The following is a 24041-nucleotide window of genomic DNA, read 5'->3' as shown; positions in this document are numbered from 1 at the left end:
GACCCCGGAGCCCCCGGCCGTGAAGCCCGGGATGAGGCCCTCGTCGCCGAGCATCTCGCGGACCTCCTCAAGGGAGGCGTCCGGGGGCGGCAGGATCAGCTCGGAGGGCTCCAGAGCGTCGTCGGGCAACGCGGTGCCGAGGCGCCGTACCGCTTCCAGGAGCGCCCCCAGGGTCCGCCGGAAGCCCTCCTCGTCGCCGCTCTCCATCTCCTCGAGCAACTCGTCGTCGAGCGCGTTCAGCTCGGCGAAGTGGGAGTCGGCCAGCCGCACTTGCCCCTCGCCCATGATGCGCACGATCACCGTGGTCTCCTGTCCCGAAAGCGCCGTCCGGCACCGCGCCGAATCCGCCCGCCAAGGACACCAGCCCGCGCGCGCTCACCGACCCGACATGCCGCCGCGTTCACGCTCAGCGGACGATCGACCACCCCATCGGCTCCGCCGGCCGCCGACGGCAGCACCCTGGCGGGCCCCGGCGTGCACGTCACGCCGGGGCCCGTGGCGACGGCTGGAGGATCCTGGAGGATCACCGTGACGCAAGGACGTCCAGGCTCGTCAGAGACCGCCTTCCTTTCCGACGGCGATGATCCGGCGCCCCACCTGGTTGGCGTGTTCACCCGCCGTGGCGGCTTCCTTCAGCGCCGACATCAACAGGTCGCCGTCGTTGTCACGAACGGCGCCGTCGCAGTCCTGGCCGCTCTTCGTCAGGTGGGCGACGAACTCCTGCCAGTGGAGTTGCGCCTGGGGCTCGGGAACCCGGAAGTACGCGGCCGCGTCCGTGGCGACGGTCCTGATCCTCTCGCAGTGCGGCCGGACCGCGGAGCCCTCGACGGCTCCGTGCCCGTTCTCCAGCAGGGCTCCGAAGTCCCGGGTGACGGCCATGTACCGCCTCGACAGCTCTTCTCCGCCGTGGGTCCACCAGGCCACCACCTGGAAGGCCCTGGTGCGCGGAGCCGGTGGCGCCTGGTCGACCGACGGCGGAGTCCGGTCCGCGGAGGAGTCGCCCTGGGACGGCGCGCTCCAGAGCACGCTGCTCACCGCCACCGCGACGGCGCACGCGAGGCCCACGCCCATGCGACGTACGGTGAGGAGGCGGCGACCGGCCCGGGCCGCCCGGGTGACGGCGGGTGCGGTCTCCCTTGCGGCAGGCCGTAGTCGGCGGACGGCCCAGACCACGGATGCGGCCACCGGCGCCGCCGCACCGCCGAGGACGAGAACGGGCCCCAGGATGAGGGAGAGCAGGTCCCACGTCCCGCCCGGGTGCCAACTGCACGACGGATAGAACGTCCTCAGCGCTTCGACGCACCCGCCGAACGACTCTGTGAGGAAGGTCGCCGCAGCCGCGAGGAGCGCCGCGAGCTCGGCCGTGATGACTGCCACGAGCAGTCGGTACCGGCGGCTCACCGCGCTCGCGACACCGGCCGCAACCGCCGCCGCCAGCACCAGGGAAGCCGCCCAGAGCACCAGGTAGGTCATGATGGAGAGGAGCACGCGGTGCTCGTATTCGGGCATCCGGGTGTGCAGCCAGGCGGTCGCGGCGATGAGGCCGGCCCAACCGGTCAACCCTCCGCCCAACACGGCGATCAGCAGCCGTCGCAGCTGCGGCAGGGGTTTCCGCGGCCCGGCGGCAACGCCGGCGAGCCGATCACCCGGTACGGCGGCGGCCAGCCAGCCGGGGACCCCGGCCGGTGGGCGAACGACCCAGGCCAGCAGGGGCACCACCCACAGGCCGAGGAGTGCGAAGAGGGCGAGCGGCGGGTCCGCCACCGTCTGCATCGTGGCCACCAGCGCGGCGCTCGTCGAGCGGCTGACGTCCGCAACCGGGAAGAGCCGGTACGCGCTGCCCGGGTTGAAGGCCGCCCCGAGGGCGATCGTCGCTCCTTCCCGGTGCCACCAGACGAACCAACAGGACATCGCGGCACAACCGGCCGCCAGGCAGACCAGCATCGCCGGGACAATGGAGCGGCCCGTCCAGACCCTGCTCCAGAGCAGCGCGCACTGGGCCGTCCAGCACCCGTACACGGCGCCGGCGAGGATGATCAGAACCAGGGTCCACGGCCGTTCGGGCGCCCAGTGACCGACGGTGAGTCCCCCGGCGACGGCCTCGGCGGCGGCCATCCCCACCCCGAGGAACAGGCCCGAGCGCACGCCGGAGGGCGGGCGGCGTCCGGTCGCCACGGCGTAGAGCACGGCACGCCAGATCGCCACCGCGGCCACCCCGGTGACGAACCCGGCGGCCACCACCTCCGCCGCCTGCTGGAACCACACACCGTCCAGCCCATGAGAGACCAGGTAGCCGTCCACCTGTGTGCCGAAGAGCGCGGCCGCGGCGCCGGTCAGGAACATCGGCAGCGCCCGCAGGTCGAAGAGCGCTTCCGGGTCCGTCAGGGAGTGCCGCCGCACGTCGAAGCGCGGGTGGGCACGCCAGAGTTCGGCGAAGGATCCGGCGGCACGGCGGAACGCTCCGCCGACCGGAGCCGTCGTCTCGCCCGCCCAGCCGTGCGGAGGCGCCCCCCAGCGCACCGCGGTGAGGTCGGCGTGGATCTCCCGGCTGCGCAGCACGTCCGACCGCGCGAGGTAGACCAGCACGGCCATGGCCACCGAGAGCGTGACGCTGCGGACCACACCGGGTACCTGCTGCGGCCAGTCGACGGCCCGCACCAAGGCCGGCAGATCCGCGAGGAACCATGCCGTGTAGGGAAGCATCACGAGCAGGACGTACACCCGCCACAGCGCGATCGTGGCATAGGTCAGCGTGACGTCACCGTTGCGGACGTGCGCCAACTCATGGAGCAGGACGGCACGGAAGCGATCGGGCTCCGCGATCCGCCGGGACAGCAAGCCGCCGGCCAACCGGATCGTGGGCCGCCCGTTCCAGCCGAACACCACGGCGCTGCCGGAGGCCACCGCCGTCGGATCGACGACGACCCGGGGCATCCGGGCCAGACCGGCCGAGGCTGCCAGGACCGCCAGTTCCCGCGCGATCGCTCCGTCCGCATCCATCACGGCCAGCGGAACGCACCGGGCACTCCGGGCCTTCCAGCGGGGCAGGAGCAGGAACAGCACGGCGGCCACGGCCGTCAGCAGCACCGCCCCGGCCGGAGCCAGCCACCACGCCGGCCTCGGCTCGTAGCGGGCGACACAGGCCTCGTACGCGGCAGGCTGGTCGAGCCCCGTCATGAGGAGAACCGAATCCGGAGTGTCGTACGGGTCGCCCCCCGCCGCGAGCAGACAGCCCGCGCCGTGCTGACTCGGCGAGATGGCACGCAGGTAGATGACCTGCGTCAGCATCGACCCGCTACTCACCACCAGGAGCGCCACCAGCAGCACGAAGCGCATGGTGGTCCCCGCGCCTACCGCCCGCTCGTCGAAGCGCGGCTGCGCCCTCATCGGCGTCGCCTCCTAGGCCGGGGACGGTGCGTCGCCGTGGTCCGGGTCGCCCGGATCGTCCGAGTCGTCGTCATGAGCGCTCTCCCGGTCCGGTTCACTGGTGGCCGCCAGCGCCAGGCGGGCCACCACGCTGTCGGCGATCACCATCGCGCGCTGTTCCTTGAAGCCCAGTCGAACGGCCGACTCCAGGACCTGTCGACGGACCTCGGCCAACTGTTCGGGGGTGAGGGCGGGTACCACCACCGGTGCCTTCTTCCGGCGGGCGATCCGGCGCACGGCCGCCTTGAGGCCGCCGGCCGCCCCGTCGGCGGCCGCGGTCCCGAATCGACGGGCCGCCTGGTCCACCGCGAGCCACACCGTCGGCGTGACCAGGACCGCGAGCTCGTCCAGGCCGAATCCCAGCGGCTCGTCCCGCGCCCTCCGGCCGAACCGCGCCACCACCGTGTCGTCGTCGAAGCCGGCCAGGCCCGCGAGGATCGGGAGTTCCTCCGGCGCGACCTCGGCCACCACGTCGCGCACGACCGTCCGGACCTCGATCTCGCCGCCGGTAGCCGCGTTCGCTTCCACTCGACCTCCATGAAGACCAGTCAATTGTCTTTCCTTGAAGACGATTTGACCATTCATGTCTCGCCGAGGGACCAGTTCGGGGAAAGAAGGGGTCCGCAGCTCCGGTCAGGCCGGTCGCCCGACCGAACCGCTCAGGACACCGAGCGACAGGTAGGCGAGGTCAGGACAGGTAGGCGAGGTCCGCCCATTCCCTGACCGCGAACTTCGCACCCTCGCGTACGACTCGTACGGCACCCCGGCCGCCGAAGTGGGCCGGGAAGAGGAGCGCGCGGTGGTCGGCGGTGCGGCCGAGCAGCTCGTGCCGGGTGGCACGGGACCGCGCCGGATCCTCGCAGAAGCCAGAGTTGGCCGACGGTGACGCAGCAGATCCTGTCGATCACCCGCTCACCGGACCAGGTGCTCGTCGTGTGCACCGCGGCCGCCGGCTCCTCCTCCGAGGAGGCCCTCACGCTGCTCGGCCGGGCGAGCAGCTTCCGGGCGACGCCGATGACGGCCCACCGCCCCGTCCTGGCACCCACCGGCTCGTGCCCGGCGTCGGACTCACCCCTGCCGCGGCGCTGATCCAGCCCTCAGCCGATGGGCCGGTTCCCCGGCAGCGGCTGCACCCCGGACGGCCCCGCACACGTGCGCGGGCGTCGGCGCGGCCTCGCCGTGTTCGGGGCACCACGCGACCTCACCGAATCCTCAGGGTCCGCCACCGAGACTGCCGAAACCGTCGCAGTGGGACGACACCCGAAGAGAGCGGAGCAGGCACAGTGCAACACCTTGCCCATGGCGGACGTGGTCCCCGGCCAGCGGCCGTCCCGCGCCGGGTCGTCGCCGCGCTGGCCCTGCTGGGCACGGCGGCACTCGCCGGCTGTGTGGGGCCTGCCGTCCCGCCCGCCCCACCCGCGGCGGCGGCGGCCATGCCCGCCACCACCGAGCCCGCCGTCCGGCCGGACCTCGCCGGCTACTACGGCCAGCAGGCCCGCTGGAGCCCCTGCGGTGACGGCCTGCAGTGCGCCGCGCTGACCGTTCCCCTCGACTACGCACAGCCGGGCAGCGGGCAGACCTTCACCCTGCCGCTGGTCAAGCACCCCGCGGACGACCCCGCCCGGCGGATCGGGTCGCTGGTCTTCAACCCGGGCGGGCCCGGCGGCTCCGGGGTCGAGACCCTGAAGTCCGGCGGCCTCGACTCCTTCGGCAAGCAGGCCAGGGCGCGCTTCGACATCGTCGGCTTCGACCCGCGCGGCGTCGCGGGCAGCAAGCCCGCCCTGGACTGCACACCGCCCGACGAACCTGCGAACCCAGGCCCGACCGCCTCCGGGACGCCCGCACCGCTCTACCCTCGGACCCCCGCCGAGCGTGCCGCGGCGCTCGCCGACGCCGACCGCGAGGCCGCCGCGTGCAAGGCCCGCAGCGCCGGAATCCTCCCCCACGTGGGCACCCTCGACGCAGCACGCGACCTCGACGTCCTGCGCGCGGTCCTCGGCGACGACAAGCTCACGTACCTCGGCTGGTCCTACGGCACCTACCTGGGCACCGTCTACGGCGAGCAGTTCCCCCACCGGGTGCGGGCCATGGTCCTCGACGGCGCCGTCGACCCGTCGCTCGACTGGGCCGGGCTGGCCCTGCGCCAGGCGAAGGGCTTCCAGCGGGCCGTCGACGACTACGCCGACCGCTGCGCGGCGGTCGTCGGCCAGGCCTGCCCCGCCGGCACGCCCGACGGCATCCGTGCCCTGATCACCGACCTGTACGAGACGGCCGCCCGCGACTCCGGGCCGGCCACGGGCCCGGAGCGGCGCCTCGACCAGAACACCCTGCACACCGCCATCACCACGTCGATGTACTCGCCGGACTCCCAGTGGCAGCCGCTGTCCGAGGCCCTCGGCGCCGCCCGGCGCGGCAACGCCGCGAAGCTGATCGCCCTCGCCGAGCCGGACCCCGGCCACCACGACGACGGCCCGGAGACCGGCGGCGACCAGGCTCCCGACAACTCCGACGCCGCCCTCACCGCCGTCAACTGCCTCGACACCCCCTACCCCGCGGACCCGCAGGCGTACTGGGACCTGCTCGACCGCGCCCACCGGGAGGCGGGCGTGTTCGGCGCCGGCAGCGTCCTCTCCACCCTCACCTGCCGCACCTGGCCCGCAGGCCCGCTCAAGCCCCACCGCGCCACCCCCGCCGGACTGCCGCCCGTCCTCGTGGTCGGCACCACCGGCGACCCGGCCACGACGTACGAGGAGGCCCAGGCCCTCGCCGCCCAGCTGCCCGGCGGCATGCTCCTCACCTACCGGGGCCCCGGGCACACCGCTTACGGCCGCGGCAACGCCTGCGTCACCGACGCGGTCGACGCCTACCTCGTCGGCCTGGTCCCGGTCCGAGCGGGCGGAAGCTGCTGACGGCCTGGAGCTTCGTCGCGCCCGCCCCCGTCAGCAGGTACGCATGCGGAGCCCCGGAAACCCGATGTGGTACCGCGTGTGCCCCGTCGTGCCCTCGATGACGACGTGCTCCGCCTCGCCTCCGATGCGGAGTCCGGAGGCGGACGCGACGCCGGCCGCACGGGCGGTACGCACGATCACGTCCGTCACGGCACCGTCGACCCCGCCCGGGCCGCCGGCGTCGATCAGCCACGGCGTGCACCCGAACTGCGGGCGCAGCGGGTGGTCGGACGGGAGCGTCTCCTCGATCGGGGTCCACCCGAGGCTGGCGGCCCGCTCGCCCCGGGCGGCCTCGGCGACACCGGCTTCGGTGTACCCGATGAGCAGGCGGCCGTCCCTGCAGTCGATGGCGAAGAGCAGGGGGCCGTCGCCGATCGAGCACCCGTACAGGGGCATGCTCTGCGCCAGGCCGGTGGCCCTGACCTCGGCGGGCAGCATCTGCAGGAATCCGCCGAGGGCCAGTTCGTCCCACTCGCCCGCGTACTCCCGGCGGGGGTGGTCCAGTTCGAGTCCGGCGCCCTGGAGGACCCCGACGTATCCGTCGCCGCCCTGCTGGTACCAGGACTCCCACACGGCGCTCGCCTGCAGGACGAGTTCGGGCCCGGCTCCGCCCGCGCGGAGTTCGAGGCTCGTCGCCCCCCTGCGCCACCGGAGGAACGGCCTGCCCCAGGAGGGAGCGAGCCGATGACCGGTCGGGCTGTTCCGGCCGTTGCCGCCGATGTAGGTCGCGTTCCCGAGCTCCTGCCGGAGTGCATCGGCGACCCGTCGGAACTCCTCGACCTGCGCGTGCACTTCAGCGGCCGGACGGCTGACCGGGACCACCAGCTCCAGGTACTCCTGGGACCGGGCCCACGGGCGGGCCCGCGCGTCGACCGGCACGAGCGTCGCGTCACCGCCCGGCAGCGCGGTCACGAGGCGGACGCGGCCGTCCGACCCGTCCGCCCACTCCCAGCCGAGCCGGCCGACGAGTTCGCGCAGGCCCTCGCCGCTCCACCGCAGGCCGCTGCCCGCGTCCGCCAGGTTACGGGCGACGACCCCGACCTCCGCACTGCTGATCATTCCCCCTTCCTACCATCCCCCACTGACACACCTTCGGGACCGCCGTCAGCCCACCAACCGCCGGAACTCGGCGCGGTCCTCCGGCAGCCCGACCCTGCGGAGCCAGATGATCTTGTTGCCGATGGTGCCCCAGCAGCCGTCGTTGGCGGCGACGGCCCGCAGGAACGCACGCTGGGCGGCGGTCGGTTCGGCGTCGGCGGGGAATCCGTTCGGCAGGGCCTTCACGAGCAGCGGGCCCCAGTCCCGTTCCACCGTGAAGTCGTCGGCGAGCGGGACCAGCGCCAGCGCCGCCGGGAGCAGCTCGGCGAAATCGTCGACCAGGTCGATCGCCGCGGCCAGCAGCGTGAAGCGGAACCAGCCGTCGAACTGCGGCAGCGGCTCGGGGAACCAGCCGTCGGCGGCCTTCGGGTCCTCGAGTGCGGCCAGGAGCACCCGGGTGGCACGGGGGTCGGCGGCCGCCACGGGGGCGAGCGCAGCGCAGGCGCGGACGGCGGGATCGGCGTCGTCGAGCAGCTCGGCGGTGTCCTGGTGCCAGGCGCCGAGCGTCAGGACGGCGGCCGCGCGCTCGCGGCGGTCGGCGCTGTCCGCGAGGAGCCGGCGGAGGTGCTGCGCTGCCTCCGGTACGCGGTCGACGAGTTCGGGGGCGTTCAGGAGGTGCCCGGCGGCGCCGAGGGCGGCCTCACGAACGGCCGGGTCCGGGGCGGTGAGGTGGGGAACGACCGCCGCGTACAGCGTGGGCCGGATCGCACGACAGGCCGCAGTGGCTGCCCGGTCCTCCGCATCTTCTTCATCTTCGTCTTCGTCTGCTTCGTCTGCTTCGACTTCTTCGACTTCTTCGACTTCTTCCGCTTCTTCCGCGTCCGGTTCGTCGTCCTCCGCGAACTCCCCCCAGCCCGCCGACTCCGCGACCTGGCCCAGCCAGTCGACGAGCGCGGCGCGCAGCGGGCGGCTGCGCTCGTCCCAGGGGAAGTGGCTCTCGTGCCGGGCCGTCGTGCGGGGATCCGCGAGGATCGCGGCGACGAACAGCGCGGCCGGTGCGGTCGAGCTGTAGAGGGACCCCTGATGGAGCACCGACATGTCGAGCATCCCCAGGGCCTCGGCCTGGGTCTCGGGCTCCGGGTCGAGGAGCTGCAACAGGCGCGCGGGCGTGTCCCCCGCCGGCCCGTAGGCGTGCTGGAGCGCGGCCCAGTCGGTGTCCCGGATCACCGCGAGCGCATCGGACAGGTCGGGCCGGGCCGGGCGGCCGTGGCGCTGGGCGCCGTCGTTCAGGGTCGTCACGGTGAGAGCATGACGGACGGCACCGACACATCGTGCCTGGTCCACCATCATGTGAGGCTCCTGCTCGGCGGACGGCCTGCGATAGGTTGCCCGCCATGACCGATCCTGCCCCCGTCGCCTGGCCGCCCGCCCCGATCAGGACCGAGCGCCTCGTGCTCCGCGCGTCCGAGGCCCGGGACCGCGCGGCGGTCATCGAGCTGATCGCCTCTGAATCCGTACTCGACAGCGCCGACGGCGTCGGGCCGTGGGACGTGGAGGAGGCCGGATGACCACATGGCGGCGGTTCGAGCGGCAAGAGGCGGGAAGGCTCGACTACTGGGAGATTCGCCGGGAGGGGATCCGCTGCTTCCTCAGGTGGGGATCCGACCGCACCCCGGGCAAGGCGAGCACGATGACGCTCGACGACGAGGAGCAGGCGCGGCGCCACGCCGCACGCAAGGTCAACGACCGTCTCCGCAAGGGCTTCGCCGAGGTGGACCCGCCCCACGATCCGGCGGAAGCCGAGGCCGGGACACCGGTGCTGGACGTCCTGGCCAGGGCTGTCGGGCCGTACGCCCCGGAAGTCCGGTACGTACCGGTCGACGGCTTCGACGACGTCTACCGCTGCGAGCACTCACCCGACCACCCCATGGGCTTCTACGAGTACTACGTCCTGCGCGACCAGGGACGCGGCGCGGTCCGCTTCGCGGTGCGCGCGGCCGGCCACCGGGACGAGACCGTCGCGGCGTTCCTGGAGTTCCTCTCCCCCCGGCGTGACCTCGCCTTCGACGGCCGGTCCCACCACAAGGTGCCGTTGCCGGGCCCGGTTGGGTCATTCGACCACGCACTGTTCTGCTCGCCGGCACTGGGCCGGGCCTGCGCCGCCACCCCGGGGGCGGCCGCGCGGGTGGCGACCGCCGTCCCCGTCTTCGACTGCGAGATCGGGGACGACGACCCGGAGGTGCTGGTCGACGCCCGCATTCACGGTCACGCCTCACTGCCCTACGCCGACTGGGGACGGTCGCCGTACCCGGCCGTTGACCTGCGCTTCGACATCCAGCCGTCGTACTACCGACCGGCGAAGAAGTTCATGGTCTACCGGTCGGCCGACGTGCGGAAGCTCATGGACGCCCTGCTGGGTGCATCGCCGCAGAGCTGGCTGGAGGTGCGCAATTTCCGCGGGGAGACCACGCGCCTCCAGCCCGACACGGCCGTGTCGTTCGCCGAGGTGTCGTCCTTCCTGGCCGGTTGAAGGACCCGGGAGACCTGAAGGACCAGAGAGACCCGAAGGACCCGTCAGCGAACGTGGATCGTCGTGGTCACCCTCGCGGTGTTGGCGCCGTTGTCCCGGTCCGTGATGGTCACCGTCACGGTGAAGGCCCGGCGGCTGCGGTAGGTGTGGGTACCGGTCACGGTGAAGGGGCCGCCGGTGCCGCCGGTGACGGTGCCGGTGCCGGTCGTCCCGTCACCCCAGTCGATGGTCGCCGTGTACTCGGCGGCCGTGGCGCCGACGTCCGGATCGGTGAAGGTGGCGACGCCGGCCGTGAAGGGCCTGTGGCGCCGCTCGTTCAGCGTGGTGCCGGTCGCGGTGATCCCCTGGTCGGCGGCCCAGACGACCTGGACGACATTGGAGTAGTCGGTGTGGTTCACCGGGTCCACCACCGCGGCCTGGACGGCGTCCGTACCGGCCCCGGTCCCGGTGTAGGAGAACGGCGCGTTGCCCGAGGCGTCCGTCGCGACCGACGCGGTGACGCCCGCGTTCGGCCCCGAGGTGACCAGGAACGTGACCGTCGTGTTCGGCACCGCCGCGCCGCTCACGGTGACGGTGGCGGTGAGGCCCGCCGACTGGCCCACCACGTGGGACTGGGAGGCCGGGACCAGCGCCACCACCGGCACCGCGGTCCAGCGCACGGTGACGCGGTTGGAGGTGACCAGGTTGTTCGAGGAGCCCGGGACGGTGGCGGTGACGGCGTCCGGGCCCACCGTGTTGCTGGTGTAGGTGAACGTGGCGTGGCCGTTCGCGTCCGTGGTCGTCGAGGGCCCGAAGGGCGAGCCGTTCACCAGGAAGGTGATCGAGCCGTTGACGACCGGCGCTCCGTTCAGGGTGACGGTCGCGTCGACGGTCGCGGTGCCGCCAACCTCCACCGACTGGGTGATCGGTGCCAGGAACACCACCGGTTCCGGAGCCGGGGCGGTCCACTCGACGCCGACCGGGTTGGAGGTCTGGGTGCGGTTGGCCGGGTCCTGGACGGAGGCCTGGACCGAGTCGTGGCCGGCCGTCGTGCCGGTGTCGCTGTAGGCGAAGGTGGCACCGCCGTTGACGTCGGTGACGCCCGAGCCGGTCACCGTGCCGCTGACCCCGGTGGCGGTGAACGAGACGGGGACGTTCGACTGGAAGTTCCCGTTGAGGGTGACGGTGGCCTTGACGCTCGCCGTGCCGCCGAGGGTCACGCTCTGGTCGCCCGGGGCGAGCGTGACCACCAGCGTGCTCCACTGCACCGTGGCCGGGTTCGAGGTCTGGGTGTGCCCCACCGGGTCGGTGATCGAGGCCTGCACGGTGTCGGTGCCGGGGACGGCGCCGGTGTAGGTGAACGTGGCCGAACCGGTGGCGTCGGTCGTCGCCTGCATCGAGGCCGGCCCGTTGGGCCCGGCGAGGGAGAAGGTCACGGTCACACCGGACACCGGGTTGCCCTGCAGGCCGACGGTCGCCTTCACCGTGGCCGTCGACCCCACCACCAGGGACTGGGTGCCCGGATTGAGGCCCACCTGCGTCGTGTCCCACTCGATCGAGGCCGGGTTCGAGGTGTCGGTGCCGACGGTGGCCTGCACCCTGTCGGTACCGGCCACGGTGCCGGAGTACATGAAGACGGCGTTGCCGTTGCCGTCGGTCGTCGCGGTACCGGTTCGTCCGCTGTTCGGACCACCGGTCACCTGGAAGCTCACCGAAACCCCGGTCTGGGGGCTGCCGGCCGCGGTGACGACGGCCGTGACGGTGGCGGTCTGGCCGACCACCACCTGCTGGGCGGCCGGATTGAGCTGGATCGTGTCCGCCTGCCGGTGGACACCGGAGACGGCGGCGACGGGGGCGACGCCCGCGAGTTGTGGCTGGGCGCACAGCGTCAGGAGGCCCGTGAGCAGGGCCAGGAGAACGCCCCAGAGGCGTCTGGAGGGGCGGGTCATGGGGATACGGTCCATTCTGTGGAGGGCGGATCGTATCCGAATTGTCCGACGCCCCGTCAGGCCCCGCCCGTACGGAACACCGCGGGGTCACCCGGCCGGCGGTGCCGGCGGCGGTAGCAGGAGACGGTCACCGCGGCGAGCAGCGGGCCCCGGAGCACCGGTGGAGGCTCAGTACTCGCCCTTGATCACGAAGAAGGAGCCGCGGATCTCGCCGGCCAGCTTCGACTTCTGGCGCGCGAACTTGACCTTCGACGCGAGCTCCTCGGGGACGTCCATGCCCTCCGACAGCTTGAACCCCACCGCGCGCTTCCCGCCGTCCTCGATCCCGTACATCACGTTGATCGACAGGCCGGACTCGTAGAACACGTACATCATCCGGATACCGCCCGCCTCGAAGGAGGTCACCTCCAGCGGCCGGGAGCCGATGACGATGTCACGCTCCTCGGACAGGATGCGGTTCACCAGGCCGAGCACGTCCGGCGCCTCGTCGGCGGGCAGGACGGTGAACTCGTGGTCGTACTTGTTCTTGAAGTACCGCGCCTCGTTGGCCCGCAGCCCGGCGAGCGCCTCCGCCACCGGCGACGACTCCAGGCCGACGGTGGACACGTTCTTGAAGTCGACGGCGTACGACATGGGTCCTCCTGATGACGTTGCCCGGCTGTCGATCACCGGGTGCCGGATCTCCCGGCGACGTGTTCACGCTACGTCGCGGGCCTCCGCGCGGCTTCTCGGTTCCTGATCGATCGATTCCTGATCGACCGGGTCCTGATCGACCGGGTCGGGGGCCCCGTCGCCCGGCTCACCGGGCCGGGTCCGCTCCGTCCACGCGGCACCGGCACTTCCCCCATCGCGGTCGCTGGCCCAGGTCACCAAGGCCATCACGGGGGCCAGGCACGCCATGCCGTCGATGCCCTGAACGAGCTGACCGCACCCGATGACGGGGTCCTCGACCAGGTTCGTCGGCCTCCTCCAGGAGACGGCCTCCTGGCGCGAGGGACTGGGCGGCGCGTCCGATCCACACTACGCGGCGCGCCTTCGCTACATCGCGACCACGGCCGAGGGCTATGTGCAGGAGGTCCGGGCGATGCGCGGTGACCTCGCCGACCGGCACACCGCCCACCCCGGCCGACACCCGCGAACGCGCCCGGGCCCACGTGTTTCCCGGCGCCCAGGAGCGGCTCGCCCAGCTGCGCGCCGAGTACGAGCGCCGGCCCGCCCTGCCCACGGCGCCGCCCATCCGCGGCCAGCGGCACCACTGACCACCCACCCCATCTGCCAAGGAGCAGAGCACATATGGCCGTGAAGAAGATCTGGCAGATCACCCACTCGTGCGGGCACACCGCGGAACGGGACCTCGACGACCGCCCGACCGGCCGCCGCGCCGGCTTCGCCGAGTGGCTGGCCACGCAGGAGTGCACCGAGTGCTGGCGCGCGGCGAAGCGCGCGGCGAAGGAAGGCGACGACTCGACCGAGAAGGGCATCGCCTGGGGCGTCCGCTGCCGCCACCAGGTGCTCTCCGCTTCCTAACACGGCGCTCGTCCTGGACCGCGGCATGCCGGAACCTGAGTGGGAGCAGATCAAGGACCAAGCCCGCACCGTCACCGGGGCCAGCTGGTGGATCGACCAGCGCCCCTGCGGGCCCACCGACTTGCCCGAGCTGCTGGCCGCCGCGACGGGCACCGACCGCCCCACCGAGAACCCGTTCGTCTGACTGACGGACGGACGTCCGGATCGCCGCTCCCTGCTCTGGCCTACCGCACCACTGACGGCTGCCCCCTACATTCCAGAGCACGAGGGCAGCATCCGACACTACCTTGCCGCTCATGTGCACGCCCAGACGTCACCCTACTGATCGTTCCCGGCAGACAGCCCGACACCGGCAACCGGGCTTCCTACATCAACAGAAGCGCCGGCGAACCAAGCTCGCAATTCAACGCGCCACTTTCTCACAGAACTGCGAACAGGGTGATTCGGAAAGCCAGGTCTGAATCCCAGCCCACGGAACCCCTCACCCAAACGACATCGCCCATTTGAGCAACGTTGTCGATCCTCATGCTGGCCTCGCCCATCACGGGAACCAGCTCACCGTCCGCACTGGGGCCGAGCTCGCAGATCTGTGTCAACACCACACTCTTATCGTTGAGCCCCAGCCCCGCCGCATTGAGCGGCTGCGTGAAACCTCCGTGACCTTTAAGGACGACCTCGAGGGCCTGGAACACCCAGCCCCCATGAGTTCCTTGCGTAGATCTACGCTCAACTCTTTCAACTCGGACCGCAGCCTCATCACTGAGTGTCATTTGGGTCCTCCTTAGTCAAATGACCGATGAGCACATCACCCATCTAGCGTCCCATCCTTCGACCTCGACCGCATCTCGATAGCAGTCCAGAAAATTGGTTTCCATAGACAATCGATCACAATGCGCATTGGTTCACCAATCAACTTGAACGGCCACTCCTTCGCGAGAAGCATGACGACAGCCCTCCCGCCCAGCTCGGATCCGAGGCCAAGCCTGAGGTCGCTACAGGTGGATGCCCGATGAAGAATCAATGCTTAGGTAGCAGTGAAGTTGATAACGACTCATGAGCCCCAATCCATGGCGGCCGCTCAGTACGCCTATCACGTCTGGAAAATGGCCAGATATTGACCTGTCAGTTTTCCTCCAGCCCCCTTGCACAGCTGACGATCCACACGACAATTCCGAACTCGACGCTGCGGGAAGAAGTACGCAGCGAGCACCCTCGGCTATGCGCGTGCCATTGCCATAGCGCCTGTTTGTCCAAACTTCAGCCCGCCTCCGTACCCTTGGCCACGGAGTCAGCGCGTAAATCGAAAGCACCCAGAGTAAGGAATCAGAAGCAGGTGCTGTCTCGGACTCCCGCAGCTCCATCTGCCAGCGCTACCGCCCATAGGCGGCCGGGCCAAACCGCAGGTCCTACGGATCCTCGTGCCCGTCAGCCCGCGCCGCCGGGCACCGCCGTCCGACCGTCCGAGAAGGGAAGGCCGTGATCGCCCATCTGCAGCGCGCCGCCACCACGGCTGCGCTGATCCCCGCCCTCTACGGGCAGGATGATCCCCGCTACCGGCTGCGGCCCCGACTGATCGCCGCCGACTACCGGGGCGCCGACAGGCCCTCCCCGGCAGTTGCCTTGTCGGACGCTACGTGCGGAAACGTCGCAGCTCAGCGAAGCCAGAAGATCTTCCTTTCCTCACCCGGCCAACCGAGCCTCACCCCAACCTCGGCGCACAGGTCCCGCCAACGCTCCGCCTCCGACGGCATCCTCGACACCCACAACACGGCCGTGGCCGCACGTCCGGCCCTGTGCATCTGGCTGCGGTAGTCGAGTACTTGCCCCACTCCCAGCCGAAGCTGCTCCTCCTCGTTGGCGTCGTTCAGCGACTTCACCTCGATGACCGACCGGTCGTCCGGCAGGTCCACCAGCAGGTCGAAGGCGGGACGCTCACTCGTGGACCGCGGCTCGCGGATGTTGTCCGGGCCGAGCTCACGCCTGAGCCACGCCAGTAGATCGTTTCTGGCCTCGTTGTGCTCATTGTGGCCCTTCGCCGTGGCCGCCTGGGTCGACGCCTGCACCTGCACCTCGGAGGCCGTGTAATCGGTGCGCGCAAACTGCGCCACCCGGCCGGCCTTCTCCGAACCGTGCGCGGTCAAGTAGGTGCGTGCCAGAACACGGCGGGTCTCCTGTACGCGTTCCTGATTGGCTGCGCCTCCGGCCAGATAGTCCTCGCTGAGGCCGAACAGACGCTGGAGCTTGGCACGGATCTCGGGGGCGACCACCGGATTGCAGCCGTTGTAGGGGCGGACGGCGTCCTTGACCCCGCGGTCGTCCAGCGGCAGGGCCGCGATCCAGGTGACCGGCAACTGGTGCTGGTACGTCTCTGCCTTCTCGTTCAGGGCAAGCCGATGGGGGCCGCCGACTTCGCCGCACCAGGCCAGGTTGTTCACATAGTCCCGCAGGAAGAACAGGTCGCCCTCATTCACATCGTGGACAAATCGCCAGAAAATCCGGGCATTGGCGTTGGCGACGGCCGGCCCCTCCTTGGCGTATGCCTCGTTGAACGCCAAAAACAGGGAGTCCTTGGGAAGATCCGCCAGGAAGATGCCGTCGGACTCGGCCGGGACCGGGCTGAATCCAACGGCGACGTACTCCCCTCGCAGGAAGCGGCCGGCCCTGGCATCACGGTCGGCCTTCACCTGCTTGGCAGTCATCCCGTTCCCGGCCTTGCTTCGGCCTGTGGTCTGTATGTACATGCTGCGAAGGCGGTTTACCGAGGCGGTCATGCGTGCTCCCCGTTGGCAACATTTCGTTGAGAGTTACTGGATGCTACAACCGAAATGGTGTCTGGCTGACGGGGTGTCTCACGGTCCAGGTGGTCCTGCAGCAGGCGGAGCCGGTCCCGCCCAGCCGCGTCCAGGTGTTCCTCCGGTTCGGCGTGGGTCCACCTGCTCGCGTCGCCGCCCGACAGGGTGCCTATCAGCGTCTCGAAGGCGCTCAGGGAGCGGGCAAGGGGTCAGTGGTGTCATGAGTGTCGTGCGGTGTCATCTCCAGGGCTCTTCCTTTGTCCTGCACCCGATACGAGTGAACCTTCGAATGTAGAGACGGAAGATCCCTGCTGTCAGCGGGAGTTGGGAGAGGAACCTGTCCGGCGGCGAGCGGGGGTGAACAGGCCACCCCCATGCCGGACTGCCAGTTCGGCACCGTCAGCACCCCGATCACCTGCCGCTCCGCCCCCGCATACGGCGACACCGACACGCCTTCGACTCGCGTCTCGCTCGCGTCCGCCGTGACCGCCGGCCTCTCGGCGAGCACCTCGGCGACCGTCTCCCGAGCAATTCGCAGACGCTCCAACCCCTCGCGGGCCACACTCAACCGCCTGGACACCTCGGCGAGCTCGGCTTCCAGCGCCTCCACCCGAGTCCGGGCAGCCGCCTCGCGGGCTTCCAACTCTTCGAACAGCCACCCCATCGCACCGCTCCTCGCCCGTTACAACGGCAGAGACGACCCGACCAGGACGGGGGTGGCCGTCCCACGGGGCACCGGCTACGGGCGAATGACGATGGTGCTGAGCGTGCCATCACCCCAGACCGTGGTACTCATCATCATCTGCCCGTCCAGGGACGCCCCCGTGAACTCCGGGACGAAACGATCAGTGAAGAGGGTCGCGAAGCCACTCCGCAGCAAGTCCACCTCACTTCCCACGAGGTCCCACTCGTCGAGTAGTTGGACACGGAACCACACCTCGTACGGCTCACCGTCCGAATCGTCCCCGAGGCGAGCGCGGCCGAGCGCGAGCAGAAACTCGCGCTCCTCGTCGAAGAGCCCGAACTCCGCGGCCATTCGATGCCAGCCCGCGTTGACCTTCTCGACGAAGTCCGAACCACGCAGGTCGGCGACCTCGTCCGGGTGTGAGTCGAACCGTCCGTGCTCGGGCCCGGCGCTCGCAGGCGACACGAATTTCGGTAGCGGGGGCAGTCGGACCTCCCGCTGGACTCGCTCGACGAGTCGGAGCCCGGCAGAGGCGAGCAGGTCAGCTATCTCAGCGTCAGTCAGAATCACGGCAGCACAGTAGCCGCAGCTCACGCCACCCTGGCCGGATTTTCTGGCGATCCAACAGAAGCACCTACCACCCCCTTGATCGCAAACTTCACTCGAAACGAGCCGCACCCATCGGCAAATTGAGCGTTCGCCGCATAAGGACGGCGAGGTCCCGGCGATCTGCGGTCAGGTCGACGGCTTCTCCGGAATGGCTGGGTCGCTTCCTGCTGCCAAAGCCGGCAGGCAGGTGGGGTCGGGTGGGTGCCGCCGTGCGTGATCGGCGGCCTGCAGGTCGACTGTCAGGGACTCCGTCGTACCAACCCCGAGGTCGTGTGCCGTGACCGTCAGCATCCCGTCGGCATCCACGGAGAACGTCACCTCCACCCGCGGGACGCCTTTGACGGGACTGAGCGTCAACTCCATTTGCAGCATGCCGAGGAGCTCGTTGCGGTCCGCGTCCGTGTGCTCGCCTTCGAGTACCCCGATGGCGATCCGGGGCTGGCCATCCACAGCGGTGGTGAATAGTTCCGAACGTTTAGTCGGGATGGTGGTGTGCCGGTCGACCAGGGTGGCGGACCGCCCGTCACTGGTCCACACGCCGAGGGTGTGCGAGGCAACGTCCAGGAGCAGCCCAGTGCGCTGGTCACCTGCGAGCACGCCGCTCTGCACCGCAGCACCCACGACGACACCCTCGACGATGATGTCACGATCGGGTGCCTGTCCGCTCAGCTCGCTGATCAGGTCGGTCACCGCCGGGATCCGGCTCGCGCCACCGACCAGGACCACGCGGTCCACGTCCTCGATTGGGTAGGGGAAGCCGTACTGGTCAGGTTCGAGGAGTTGGTTGAACGCTGCCCGGCAGCGCTGCAGCAGATCGGCCGTGAGTTCATCGAGGCGGGAACGGGTGAGTGTGAGGTCGAGGTGGAGCGATCCGTTCGCCTGGGTGACGAGGTGGGGAATGGTGATCCGGGTGCTCGACGTGTACGAAAGCTCTTTCTTCGCCCGTTCGGCTGCTTCCAGCAGCCGGTGACGAGCGTTCCGGCCGGTGGGGCGGACGCCGTGGAGCGCGGTGAACTCGGCCGTCATGTGGTCGGCGATCCGCTGATCCCAGTCAGCGCCGCCCAAGGAGCTGTCGCCACCGGTCCGTTTGACGTCGCAGACGCCGTCGGAGATCTCGACGAGGGTCACGTCCAGGGTGCCCCCGCCCAGATCAAACACGATCACCGTCTCCTCGCGTTCGCCCTCCAGGGAGAACGGCATCGCAGCAGCGGTCGGCTCGTTGATCATCCTGATCACAGTGAGGTCGGCCAGCGCGGCGGCCGCGGTGAGCGCGGCACGCTGCCGGGCGGTGAAGCCCGCCGGGATGGTCATCACGGCTCGGGTGACCTGTTGTCCGAGCTCGATCTCGGCGTCTTGCCGCAGCTCGGCGAGGACCCAGGAGGCGACCTGCTCGGCCGAGTAGGAGGCGCCCTGGTGCTCCAGTCTCCAGTCCGTGCCGAGCTTTAGCTTGACGTTCCGGACGACTGCGGCGAGATCGCTCTCGGCGAGCCTTGCCGCGTTGTCACCGAAGAAGCGGTTCCCGTCCGCGTCGATGGCGACCATGCTCGGCGTGGTGGGGAAGCCCCAGCGGTTGGGCACGATCTGGGCTTCTCCGTCGGTGAACACCGCGATGGAGGAGTTGGTGGTGCCGAAGTCGATGGCCACGATCCGATCGCCCGGAGCGACCGAGCGGTCGATCCTGGACGGCCGGTCGGGGACTACTCCGAGGCCCCGCCACTGCCACAGCTGCGTCGCGTTCTGGGAGACCTTGGTGTGCTCGGCGTGGACCAGGTGCAGCAGCGCCTCCTTGGCCGCTCTCCGCACGTCGGCACGCGCGCTGGCGAGCAACCGCTCCAGCTCGTGGAGGGCCCCTACCCGTGGCCACTCCTCGGTGGCGAGGATCGCGCTGCGAAGCCCTTCGGAGATCGCCGGGTCTGCGACGAACCCACGCGGGTTACGGGCCAGGTAGAGCCTGCCCTCGGCGGCGTTCACGGTCCGGGTCGGAGTCTGCTGCGGATGGTTCGAACTCACCCGGTCGTGCACGTAGTCGTAGAGGTCGTCGGTGGAGACGTAGCCGTCCCTGTCGAGGTCAGCCGAGCCGTCACGCAGGCCGGCGACGACGGCCGAGGTGAATACCGACGGCTCGGTGCCCCGGCTGCGGCTCTCACTCTCGTAGCTGAACTGTAGGGAGGTCGACGAGGTGATGACCACCTGCGCACGGCCTGAGAACGGTTCGCCGACGTCGACCTCTTCGGCCCCGGCGCGGGTACGCAGGCCTCTCGTGAAGGCTCCGCTGTAGCAGCAGTCGAGTAGAGCGACAGTCCGATGACTCGGGCTCTGCTCCATTTGGTCGGCCAGGAACTCGGCGCTGACCGCCGTTGCTTCGAACACGTCGATCTCGGTGTCGGAGGCCGCGAAGTGAAGCCGGTTGCGAGAGTCCTTCCGGCCGTGGCAGGACAGGTGCAGCAGCAGGATGTCGTCCTTGGTGGCGCTCCTGAAGAAGGCCTGGATGGCCCGACGGCAGGCATGAGCGGTGCCCTCGGCGACGACATCGACGGTGAAGCCGCCGATCTTAGGATCGGCCAGCACGCTCTTGAGCTGTTCTGCATCGGCGGCGGCCCCGGGCAGTTCGGTCAGCCCGGGATCGAGGTAGTGCTGGTTGACGATGATCAACGCACGCTTAGTCATCGCGGTTGTCGTCGTCCCCCGTCTCGTCGGGCTCGTCGGGCTCGTCGGGCTCGTCGGCCGACTGCGCTGTGCGTGCTGCTGCTGCACGGGCCAGGAAGCCTTCGACGGCGAGTCGCTGGTCCGTGCGTCCGACAGAGGTAATCCGCAGGGTGTCGTCGCCGACGCTGAGCTCGATCGTGCCGGAGTTGCGGCGGGTGAGCCAGTCCTGGGTGAGCGTGATCAGCGCCCGTAGCGTGGGTGCCCCGGCCACTCCGAGGATCAGCTCGGTGTACGAGGTAAGGTCCCCGGCGCGTGAGCCCTTTGGTGCGGCCCCCAACGGGCGATGGACCACCGACACCCCTTCGAGCATTGCGAGTTCCTCCAGCAGGAACTCCATCTCCCTTTCTGAGTCGACGAGTTCGGCCTCGTCTTCGAACCGCAGGGCCATCTCCGCACTCTCGCCCACTGCCCCTCCCCACATGCCCGTGTCGACTGAGGAGAGCAGAGTACGCCTTTGGAACACCGATGCGTTGGGGATACCGGCGATCAGCCCAAGCCGACCTGTTGGGCGATCGATCCGGTGCACCGGTCATCCTGTACTTCGCCGCGAGGATCTACTTGCCGAACCGTCGATCAGGTCCGTCGTCGCTGGCGCACGTGGCGAGAGCCCCCTCCATCTCGTTGGCGATCACGAGCTGATCGGGCGGGGGTTTAGTTCCGCCTCGGTGCGTCGGCGTGGGAGCCAGCCCATTCGAACTGGGACGTCGCACAGGCGAACGGGCGCAGTTCGGTCCCAGAAGAGGCGCAGGACCGGAACAACCACCTTGACCACAACGCCGTCGCGGTCGGACCGGCCACCGCCACGGTCTACCCGTCCAACCGGGCGTCCGCGGTCGGTAGCTGACTTCGAGAGGGTTGTGGGCTTACGGCAGCCGCCGGTCCTCGGACGAGTCGTCGGGCTCGCAGGCCTCGTACGGCTCGAAGTCGGAGCAGTCGGGGAGCTCCGAGATTGAGAGCGGGGACTGGTGGTCGCTGAGGGAACCGATGGCGAACTCGGTACTGGAACCATCGAATCGGGCCTGGAGGTCGCCGTCCTCGTTGGGAGCGATTCCGCCGCAAGATCCCCCGACCACCGTTTGAGATGGCTGCACAGAGTCCGGCACGAAGACCCCGTGACGTCGGCGTCACGGGGTCTTCGTGGCGTCGTTCTCCCCATGGGCCGTCGCCGTCGGGCTCAGCCCTGCAGTCGGACGGTCGTCAGGAGTGGTCGCCCACTGTGGCCGCGGCGCTCGGCTGAGGGAGGCTAGCGGTCCGCCTCCTCCAGCGGGGACTCATTCTGTCGACGCCGCACAGGAGCCTCCGGACCCGGCTCACTGGGCCGGGTCCGCTCCGCCCACGCGGCCACCGGCGGTCCCGCCGCGCCCACGGCCGCGAAGAACAGGCCGAGCAGCAGCCATCCCGGGTGTCCGAGCGCGAGGACGGCTCCGGTCAGGACCACGGGGGCGAGCGCCTGGCCCGCGTCGAAGCCGATGCCGAGGAGGCCCTGGTACTGCCCCTGGGCGTGGTCGGGCGCGAGGCCGAAGCCGAGCGCGTAGCCGCCCGACGACTCCCACACCTCCCCGATGCTGTGGATGCACACGGCCAGCCCGGCGAGCGCCGGAGCCACCCAGGCGGGGACGTCGGCCGTCAGCGCCATCAGCGGACAGCTCACGAGGAACAGGAGCCCGGCGAGCCGGAAGGCGCGGCCGCCCTGCCGCGGGGTCTCCACCTTCGAGCCGAGCCGGCTCTGGAACAGCACGCAGACGCCGCTGTTGATCGCGTAGACCGCGGCCACCGTCCAGCGCGGTGCGTCGGTGTGGGCGCTGAGCCAGATCGGCAGGAGCAGGGAGACGGTCTGGTACTGCAGGCCCATGGCGCTGTAGATCGCCACGAAGGACACGTACGGCCGGTCGGTCAGGACGGACCACCGGCGGTGTTCCTCGGGCCGCGGCAGGGGCCGGTAGTTCGGGACGCCCAGGAACGCGATCAGTCCGGCGCAGGCGAAGCTGGCGGCGTTGGCGAGGATGAGGCCGGTGTAGGCGGAGCGCGTGTCGACCTGGATCGCGAAGGCCGCACCCAGGGTGCCGACGACGACACCGAGGTTGACGAAGGTCCGGAGTCTGGCCCGGAAGGCGGCCGGACGTTCACCGCCGACCCGCGCGATGAGCGCACCGCCCGCGGCGCCGCCCGCCGTGGCGGTCAGCCGGTCCAGCGTGGCGACGAGCGTGAACGCGAGCCAGCTGTCGATGAGGACGAACGCCGCCATCGTGGCGGCCTGCAGCGCGAGGCTCGTCAGCCAGATCGCGCGCGGCCCGTACCGGTCGGCGAGGTTCCCCGCCGGTATGCCGGCCGCCAGGCCGCAGAGGCCGGCGATCGTCAGGCCGGCCCCCACCTGTGCGGCGGGCAGGTGCACCACGAACGTGAAGTAGAGGACGGCTGCGGTGTTGAAGAGACCGTTGCCCACCCTGTTGACGAAACTCGCGGCGATCAGAGCCCGCTCCGGACCGGAGCCCGACCCGCCCTGCGCCCGCTGCCCGGCCCTCCTCATGATCATGCCGATCAGGCTAACAGTGGCTTCAACGGCCGAGGTGGGCCGTACAGGACCGACGAGCGGCCCTCTGCCGACGCTTCGTCAGCTTCCGCTGCCAGAAGCCTCTTCGGTAGCTGGTATGTTCCAGCCGTGACCCCCGACACCACTGCTCTCGTCTCCCGCCTCGGCCGCCCCCTCCGGCTGATCGTCACGGGGGGCGGGACCGGCGGGCACACCTACCCGGCCCTCACCGCCGTCCGCACCCTGCGTTCGCGGCTCGCCACGGCCGGCGGCGCCCTGGACGTGCTGTGGATCGGCACCGCCGCCGGTCTCGAAGCCCGTGTCGCCGGGTCCGAGGGCATCCCGTTCAGGACGGTCGCCACCGGGAAGATCCGGCGCAGCTCCAACCCCCTCAAGCTGATCTCGCCGGCCAACGTCAAGGACATGGGCCGCGTCCCCCTCGGTGTCGCCCAGGCCCGCACCGCGGTCGCCGGGTTCGACCCGGACGTGGTGCTCGGCACCGGCGGCTACGTCGCGGTGCCGGTCGGGCTAGCCGCCCGGATGTGCCACCGGCCGCTGGTCGTCCACGAGCAGACCGTCCGGCTCGGCCTGGGCAACCGGGCGCTGGCCCGCATGGCCACCCGCGTCGCGGTCTCCTCCGGGTCCACGCTGCCGTTCCTCCCCGACGCCGCCCGGCCCAACGCCGTGGTCACCGGGAACCCCGTGCGCCCCGAGGTGCTGACCGGCCAGGCCGGCAAGGCCGTGCAGGCCCTCGGTCTGTGGGGCTTCGACCGCGAGGCGCCCACCGTGTACGTCACCGGTGGTGCTCAGGGCTCGCAGCAGATCAACCAGTTGGTCAGCGACATCCTGCCGTGGCTGCTCGGCCACGCCAACGTCGTCCACCAGTGCGGGCCCGCCCACGAGGCCGGGCTGCGGGCGCGGGTCGCCGCACTGCCGGAGCACATCCGCGCCCGGTACCTGGTCACCGGCTTCGTCGGCCCGGAGCTCCCGGACGTCCTCGCGCTCGCCGACGTGGTGGTCTCCCGCAGCGGTGCCGGGACGCTCGCCGAGCTGACCGCGCTCGGCAAGGCCGCCGTCTTCATCCCGCTGGCCACCAGCGCCGGGAACGAGCAGGAGCACAATGCGCGGCACCTCGCCGACGCCGGCGCGGCCGTCGCCCTGATCGGCCCCGCCACCTCCGGCGCCCTCCAGGACACGATCGTCCCGCTGCTCACCGACCCGGGCCCCCGCGCCCGCGGAGCGCGCCCGGGCCGGGTGCCCCGCCGCCCGGCCGCGGGCGCGCGGGGGGGGGTGGGGGTGGGTGGGGGCCGGGGGCGGTATGC

At 70.7% G+C, this 24041-nt stretch carries 21 protein-coding genes and 2 pseudogenes; 8 read left to right on the top strand and 15 right to left on the bottom strand.

What is annotated here, in order from left to right:
• From ACFV4G_RS30130 to ACFV4G_RS30115, 4 genes and pseudogenes are all read right to left on the bottom strand, one after another.
• Positions 1–300: hypothetical protein (locus ACFV4G_RS30130; protein WP_380445279.1), on the bottom strand; the 300-nt coding region annotated here is incomplete at its 3' end.
• Between the two features lie 252 nt (positions 301–552).
• On the bottom strand, positions 553–3387 hold the full coding sequence (locus tag ACFV4G_RS30125) for a M48 family metalloprotease (RefSeq protein ID WP_380445278.1): 2835 nt from the start codon (positions 3385–3387) through the stop codon (positions 553–555).
• Positions 3388–3399: 12 nt separating this feature from the next.
• The gene (locus ACFV4G_RS30120; protein ID WP_380445277.1) at positions 3400–3954 is read right to left on the bottom strand and encodes a hypothetical protein; all 555 of its coding nucleotides are present in this window, start codon (positions 3952–3954) and stop codon (positions 3400–3402) included.
• 160 nt (positions 3955–4114) lie between these two features.
• Positions 4115–4309: pseudogene (locus tag ACFV4G_RS30115) on the bottom strand (MBL fold metallo-hydrolase); the annotation flags it as partial.
• Between ACFV4G_RS30115 and ACFV4G_RS30110 the strand changes: the two are divergent.
• On the top strand, positions 4309–4515 hold the full coding sequence (locus ACFV4G_RS30110) for a hypothetical protein (protein WP_380445276.1): 207 nt from the start codon (positions 4309–4311) through the stop codon (positions 4513–4515). The pseudogene ACFV4G_RS30115 and the gene ACFV4G_RS30110 overlap by 1 nt on opposite strands.
• Positions 4516–4859: 344 nt before the next feature.
• Positions 4860–6335, top strand: a complete 1476-nt coding sequence (locus ACFV4G_RS30105) for an alpha/beta hydrolase (protein ID WP_380445275.1) — start codon at positions 4860–4862, stop codon at positions 6333–6335.
• A 30-nt stretch (positions 6336–6365) separates the two neighbouring features.
• On the opposite strand, the gene ACFV4G_RS30100 is transcribed toward ACFV4G_RS30105, so the two are convergent.
• Positions 6366–7433: a hypothetical protein gene (locus ACFV4G_RS30100; protein ID WP_380445274.1), complete on the bottom strand. Its 1068-nt coding sequence runs from the start codon at positions 7431–7433 to the stop codon at positions 6366–6368.
• A 45-nt stretch (positions 7434–7478) separates the two neighbouring features.
• Positions 7479–8711 (bottom strand): HEAT repeat domain-containing protein, encoded by a 1233-nt coding sequence (locus ACFV4G_RS30095; protein ID WP_380445273.1) that lies wholly within the window; start codon positions 8709–8711, stop codon positions 7479–7481.
• A gap of 95 nt (positions 8712–8806) precedes the next feature.
• Between ACFV4G_RS30095 and ACFV4G_RS30090 the strand changes: the two are divergent.
• Positions 8807–8962 (top strand): annotated as a pseudogene (locus tag ACFV4G_RS30090) (GNAT family N-acetyltransferase); the annotation flags it as partial.
• 14 nt (positions 8963–8976) lie between these two features.
• Entirely contained in the window at positions 8977–9942 is a 966-nt protein-coding gene (locus ACFV4G_RS30085) for a WGR domain-containing protein (protein ID WP_380445272.1), read from the top strand.
• 44 nt (positions 9943–9986) lie between these two features.
• On the opposite strand, the gene ACFV4G_RS30080 is transcribed toward ACFV4G_RS30085, so the two are convergent.
• Positions 9987–11870, bottom strand: coding sequence for an Ig-like domain-containing protein (locus tag ACFV4G_RS30080; RefSeq protein ID WP_380445271.1), 1884 nt, complete (start codon positions 11868–11870; stop codon positions 9987–9989).
• 168 nt (positions 11871–12038) lie between these two features.
• Entirely contained in the window at positions 12039–12503 is a 465-nt protein-coding gene (locus tag ACFV4G_RS30075) for a phage tail protein (RefSeq protein ID WP_380445270.1), read from the bottom strand.
• 458 nt (positions 12504–12961) lie between these two features.
• Here ACFV4G_RS30075 and ACFV4G_RS30070 point away from each other — a divergent pair, with 458 nt between their 5' ends.
• From ACFV4G_RS30070 to ACFV4G_RS30060, 3 genes are read left to right on the top strand one after another with little or no spacing between them, the layout of a single operon-like run.
• Complete coding sequence (locus tag ACFV4G_RS30070; RefSeq protein WP_380445269.1) at positions 12962–13129, top strand: hypothetical protein; 168 nt, start codon at positions 12962–12964, stop codon at positions 13127–13129.
• 34 nt (positions 13130–13163) lie between these two features.
• Positions 13164–13397, top strand: coding sequence for a hypothetical protein (locus ACFV4G_RS30065; RefSeq protein WP_380445268.1), 234 nt, complete (start codon positions 13164–13166; stop codon positions 13395–13397).
• A 25-nt stretch (positions 13398–13422) separates the two neighbouring features.
• Positions 13423–13581 (top strand): hypothetical protein, encoded by a 159-nt coding sequence (locus ACFV4G_RS30060; RefSeq protein ID WP_380445267.1) that lies wholly within the window; start codon positions 13423–13425, stop codon positions 13579–13581.
• A gap of 235 nt (positions 13582–13816) precedes the next feature.
• Here the strand turns inward: ACFV4G_RS30060 and ACFV4G_RS30055 are convergent, their stop codons facing one another.
• The 7 genes from ACFV4G_RS30055 to ACFV4G_RS30025 form a co-directional block, all read right to left on the bottom strand.
• Entirely contained in the window at positions 13817–14089 is a 273-nt protein-coding gene (locus tag ACFV4G_RS30055) for a hypothetical protein (protein ID WP_380445266.1), read from the bottom strand.
• A gap of 960 nt (positions 14090–15049) precedes the next feature.
• A complete protein-coding gene (locus tag ACFV4G_RS30050) occupies positions 15050–16168 on the bottom strand; it encodes a hypothetical protein (RefSeq protein ID WP_380445265.1) in 1119 nt (372 codons plus the stop codon).
• Positions 16169–16379: 211 nt separating this feature from the next.
• A complete protein-coding gene (locus tag ACFV4G_RS30045) occupies positions 16380–16853 on the bottom strand; it encodes a hypothetical protein (protein WP_380445264.1) in 474 nt (157 codons plus the stop codon).
• A gap of 75 nt (positions 16854–16928) precedes the next feature.
• On the bottom strand, positions 16929–17444 hold the full coding sequence (locus ACFV4G_RS30040; RefSeq protein WP_380445263.1) for a hypothetical protein: 516 nt from the start codon (positions 17442–17444) through the stop codon (positions 16929–16931).
• Between the two features lie 165 nt (positions 17445–17609).
• Positions 17610–20135 carry an Hsp70 family protein gene (locus tag ACFV4G_RS30035; RefSeq protein ID WP_380445262.1) on the bottom strand — a complete coding sequence of 842 codons (2526 nt, stop codon included), beginning with the start codon at positions 20133–20135 and terminating at the stop codon, positions 17610–17612.
• A gap of 7 nt (positions 20136–20142) precedes the next feature.
• Complete coding sequence (locus tag ACFV4G_RS30030; protein WP_380445261.1) at positions 20143–20715, bottom strand: hypothetical protein; 573 nt, start codon at positions 20713–20715, stop codon at positions 20143–20145.
• A 717-nt stretch (positions 20716–21432) separates the two neighbouring features.
• Positions 21433–22722 carry an MFS transporter gene (locus ACFV4G_RS30025; RefSeq protein WP_380445260.1) on the bottom strand — a complete coding sequence of 430 codons (1290 nt, stop codon included), beginning with the start codon at positions 22720–22722 and terminating at the stop codon, positions 21433–21435.
• Between the two features lie 126 nt (positions 22723–22848).
• Between ACFV4G_RS30025 and ACFV4G_RS30020 the strand changes: the two genes are divergently transcribed.
• A partial coding sequence (locus tag ACFV4G_RS30020) for a glycosyltransferase (RefSeq protein ID WP_380445259.1) occupies positions 22849–24041 on the top strand: 1193 nt, incomplete at its 3' end.

Origin of the sequence: Kitasatospora sp. NPDC059747, assembly GCF_042732955.1 — a bacterium.
Classification (GTDB): domain Bacteria; phylum Actinomycetota; class Actinomycetes; order Streptomycetales; family Streptomycetaceae; genus Kitasatospora.
This window is presented reverse-complemented; position numbering and strand designations above follow the sequence as displayed.